The 4,111-nt window shown below is 34.1% G+C and carries 4 protein-coding genes and 1 pseudogene; 2 read left to right on the top strand and 3 right to left on the bottom strand.

Annotation, left to right across the window (positions count from 1 at the left end):
• From BTR25_RS26380 to BTR25_RS26390, 3 genes and pseudogenes are all read right to left on the bottom strand, one after another.
• Positions 1–142, bottom strand: a pseudogene (locus tag BTR25_RS26380) (IS3 family transposase); the annotation flags it as partial.
• Between the two features lie 441 nt (positions 143–583).
• A complete protein-coding gene (locus BTR25_RS26385) occupies positions 584–1,546 on the bottom strand; it encodes a site-specific integrase (protein WP_254842806.1) in 963 nt (320 codons plus the stop codon).
• Between the two features lie 80 nt (positions 1,547–1,626).
• Positions 1,627–2,022, bottom strand: coding sequence for a DUF771 domain-containing protein (locus BTR25_RS26390; protein ID WP_083652576.1), 396 nt, complete (start codon positions 2,020–2,022; stop codon positions 1,627–1,629).
• Positions 2,023–2,650: 628 nt separating this feature from the next.
• Between BTR25_RS26390 and BTR25_RS26395 the strand changes: the two genes are divergently transcribed.
• Positions 2,651–3,826 carry an NUMOD4 domain-containing protein gene (locus BTR25_RS26395; RefSeq protein ID WP_075690913.1) on the top strand — a complete coding sequence of 392 codons (1,176 nt, stop codon included), beginning with the start codon at positions 2,651–2,653 and terminating at the stop codon, positions 3,824–3,826.
• A gap of 111 nt (positions 3,827–3,937) precedes the next feature.
• Positions 3,938–4,111 (top strand): helix-turn-helix domain-containing protein (locus BTR25_RS27000; RefSeq protein ID WP_139311167.1); only part of this gene is annotated, 174 nt, incomplete at its 3' end.

A 4,111-nucleotide genomic window follows, 5' to 3' on the forward strand; every position in this document is an offset into this window, starting at 1 on the left:
ACTCAGGCCCATGACCAAATGTATACTGTTTTCCAATTGGTTGATCAAAACGATAGATTTCACCCTTTTTATACCATCTCATCCAGGTCTCAACTTGAGATTTATTCTTTATTTGATACTTGTCCATAATTTCTTTGGTGGTCAATTTTCCCTCAAGTTTTTCTCTCACAACAGCCCACTTAGTTTCACTAGTATATAAGTTTTTGCCCATGCAAAAACACCCCCGATAAATGTACTTGTTTAAAGTGTAACATTTTCGAAGGTGTTTTATATTGTCTCATTAATTTAGGTTAGCCCACTGCCCGCTAAGTAGTGAGTTACTTTTTTCTTACACGTATTTAATTAGCTACCACATTACTACGGACAACTAAGACTGATGCCAGTGTTCACGCACCGACATCTTTCATATATCATAAACCACATCAATTTCGATTTTAGCGGAGCCTACATATTCTCAAAAGTTTCAATCGTCAGTTTCTCCTCTTCCTCCCGCAGCTCCTTAATCACGTGAGAATAGTACTTATAAGTCGTTTCGATATTGCTGTGCCCCAAGCGTTGACTTACATAATTAATGTCAACTTTCTTATAATAAAACACTTGCATGTGTGTGCCTTAAGCCATGGAAAGTGATTGGATCAATATCAAGTTCTTGTAAGGTTTTCTGAAGTACCTTGTTGGCATTGGTGTTGCTAATTACTTTGTACTTGGACTCTGGGCTATAAAAGACTATTCCATACAGATTAGGTGTTACTGTCGCGAAAAGTCTTCTAAATACGTTCATTGTCTTTTTATCTAGTTTGATTGTACGGACGGATGCCTCATTTTTCGTTGGACCAAAACCTTCAGGATGTCTTTTTGCATAACCCCATGTTTTTTCAATTTTTATTGTGTTGTTTTTAAAGTTAAAATCCTTTCTAGTCAGTCCCATTAATTCACCAAACCTCGCTCCAGAAGTCAATCCTAATAGAATTAAGTAATATGCAAGTACTTCGTCTAACAAACTATAAATCACTCCTAGCAATCTTTTAGTTTCAAAATAATTTAAATGCTTTTCTTCTGGCTTCTTCGCAGGATTGCTCCAAGTTAATACGGCTTTCCTTGTGAAATCATGCTGGATAATCTGCTCTTCAATTGCATCTTTTACGCATGACCGGATATGGGTATTCACTTTCTCAATAGTTTCTTTAGCCTTATTTGCTCCAAAGTTATTTAAAAAAAACTGGTAATCATGGCGCTTAATCTCTTGAATTGGCTTTTCACCAAAATAAACTTTAACTATTCTAGACGTATAGTCGTAATGGAGCTGGGTGGTTTCAGTTAACCTAGATTTATAAAGCTTCATCCATTTCTCGAAATATTCGTCAAATGGCATCGGCTTTAGATGTGGTAGTATACCTTTACTTAATTGTGCCTCGATTTCTGCAGCTGCAATTTGTGCCTCCTTTTTTGTTTTGAACCCACCTCGCCGGATGGGTTTCGATACTCCGTTCACTCTATTACTTACAGTAAATTGATATGTCTTTCCCCTTTTCTGTATACTTGCCATGTTGTCGCCTCTCTAATGTTGTATTGGAAATAATCAAGCACGGTATAGGGTACACTTGGTTATTCGTCTATTAGTAGTCCTTAAGCAAAAATCCGATCGAAGTTTTCATCTAAAAACTTTGCCATCTTTGAAGCTTGAAATGACCAAGTTTGACCTTTGCTTTTTGGATAAAATACAAATCCACCGGTCTCTGCATCTAGTATTTTCTTGAAACGTGTTGGGTAAAGTATATTTTCTTTAATCCATTCACTTTTTCTATTCACCCGTTTTTCAAGGTCTTTCATTGACCAATAGACTCCTGCTAACTGAAGTTTTCTCAGTTCTTGTAACTCGATTTTAGAAATAATAATGCTGTCTGCAGGAATTGGAATGTTTATATTTACAGATAGCGCTTGAACATAATTAGATTCATTATGATGATAAAAAAGATTTTTACTTTGATTATCTTGATATAAAGTTGCAATATCTGTTGCCATTGTGTTCACCTCCTGGTTGAAAATATTTATCAAGGATACTTGGTTATCGGTAGAATAATAGAAAAAACTTTGGTCCAAATAATGGAAATGATTCTGATATATAAAGTCAAAAAGATTATGTATTTATAGTAATATCGAATTAGAAGATTGGGAAATTTACTAGGGGGTAGGGAGAAATGAGAGCTATTTTAAGAAAAAAAAACGTATAATTCAAGTACATCCACTCGATTGAGTAGTTATTTTTTCAAACAGGTCCTAGTGAATTAAACGTGTGAAGTTTAAGAGAACACTTTAACTCATAATTTAGCAAACTGGGCGAGCATGTGAGTAACCCATGTATTACGTAGTAGACACATACTGCGCAGTAAAGATCTTAATATTCCGAGGATTTTGTGAAGGGATGAACTTAGACCAACGAGCAGTTTTGTGGAGAAGCAAAACTTCATCAGTCTTTTTTTTATTGAAATTGTTACTATATAAACGGGGATTTTGCAGACAAGTATTCATTTCTCGATAGGATTTTTAGCAATAGGATTTTTACACTAACTCTAACGTCATCGATAACATTATTGCGCATAATATTGTTTAATTTTTTCAAAGGTTGGAAATATTAAATATTGGTGATGTTATGGAAGAAGAAACTTGGAAACCAATAAAAAATTATGAAGGCAATTATGAAGTGAGCAATCTTGGTAGAGTAAAGTCTCTAAAACGTGACGTGTTAAGGAGAGACGGATATGTAAATAAAGTAATAGAAAAAATATTATCACCCGTCATTGCAGAAGGTTACCTAATCATAGGTCTTTATATGGATAATAAAGGGAAAAAATTCTATGTTCATAAACTGGTAGCAGAAGCGTTTATTCCCAATCCAGATAATAAACCATTTGTAAACCACATTGACAGAGATAGAAGTAATCCAAAAGTCGAAAATCTCGAATGGGTTACACAGAGAGAGAATATGAAACACTCTGTTAAGACGACACCAATTGTAGAAGACAAGGTGATAGAACGTACAGAAATACCAGCAGGTGCAATAGAAATTTGGAGAGAAATAAAAGGATTTGAAACTTTTTATGAGGTCAGTAATTTCGCGAGAATTAGGAGATTAGAAGGTTTTATTATTGATAGCACTGGTAGAAAGAGGAGAATTCAAGAGAAAATATTAAAACCGAGGAAAACTTCCAATAACAGATACATGGTTGAATTGAGGAAAGGTAATGAAGGCAAATGCATATACATTCACAGACTAGTTGCGGATGCATTTCTTCCTAACCCTGGAAACAAGTCACTGATTTCTCATATAGATGGATACACTGGTAACAATATAGTGTTCAATCTAAAATGGGCCACTTCCTCTGAAATATCTAAGCTTAAATCACACTCTGAAAAGTATGGTGGCGGGAAAGCACCCGAAATATTAATTACAGAAGATGAAATATGGAAAAATATCCAAGGTTACGAAGGTTATTATCAAATATCAAATTTTGGTCAAGTAATAGGTTTGGAAAGAGTAGTAATAGGTAGTCGTGGTTCGAAAAGACAAATTAAAGAGAATTTGATGCACATAAAGTTAAAAAAAGGTTATTCCATGGTGCGACTTTCTAAAAATGGAGAAAGACAAAATAAACTAGTTCATAAACTTGTTGCAGAAGCGTTTATTACTAATCCAGAAAACAAACCTACAGTGAACCATATTAATAACATAACCAATGATAACCGAGTGGAAAACTTAGAATGGGTTACACAAAAAGAAAATATTCAACATATGGTGTTACAGAATAGAGGTACGTGTAACTGCTAAACTAAAATCAACAGTTTCTGCTCGATAGGAATGAACACTTTTTTACCAAAATAATCATCAGCTAAGCTATTATGATTTTATAACATTATATTTAGCTGGAGGATTTGAAAGGTGGAAAAATTACTATTGTATGTTGAGATTCATCAACTCAAAAATCAGGGATTTAAAATTGCAGCCATTGCGAAAAAATTAGATATTTCTAGAAACACTGTGTATAAGTATTTGAATATGAACTTTGATGAAGCAACTGAATGGGTACAAACAACCAGTAATAGATCAAAGAAA

It is taken from the genome of Bacillus sp. MRMR6, assembly GCF_001940785.1.
GTDB lineage: Bacteria > Bacillota > Bacilli > Bacillales > Cytobacillaceae > Neobacillus.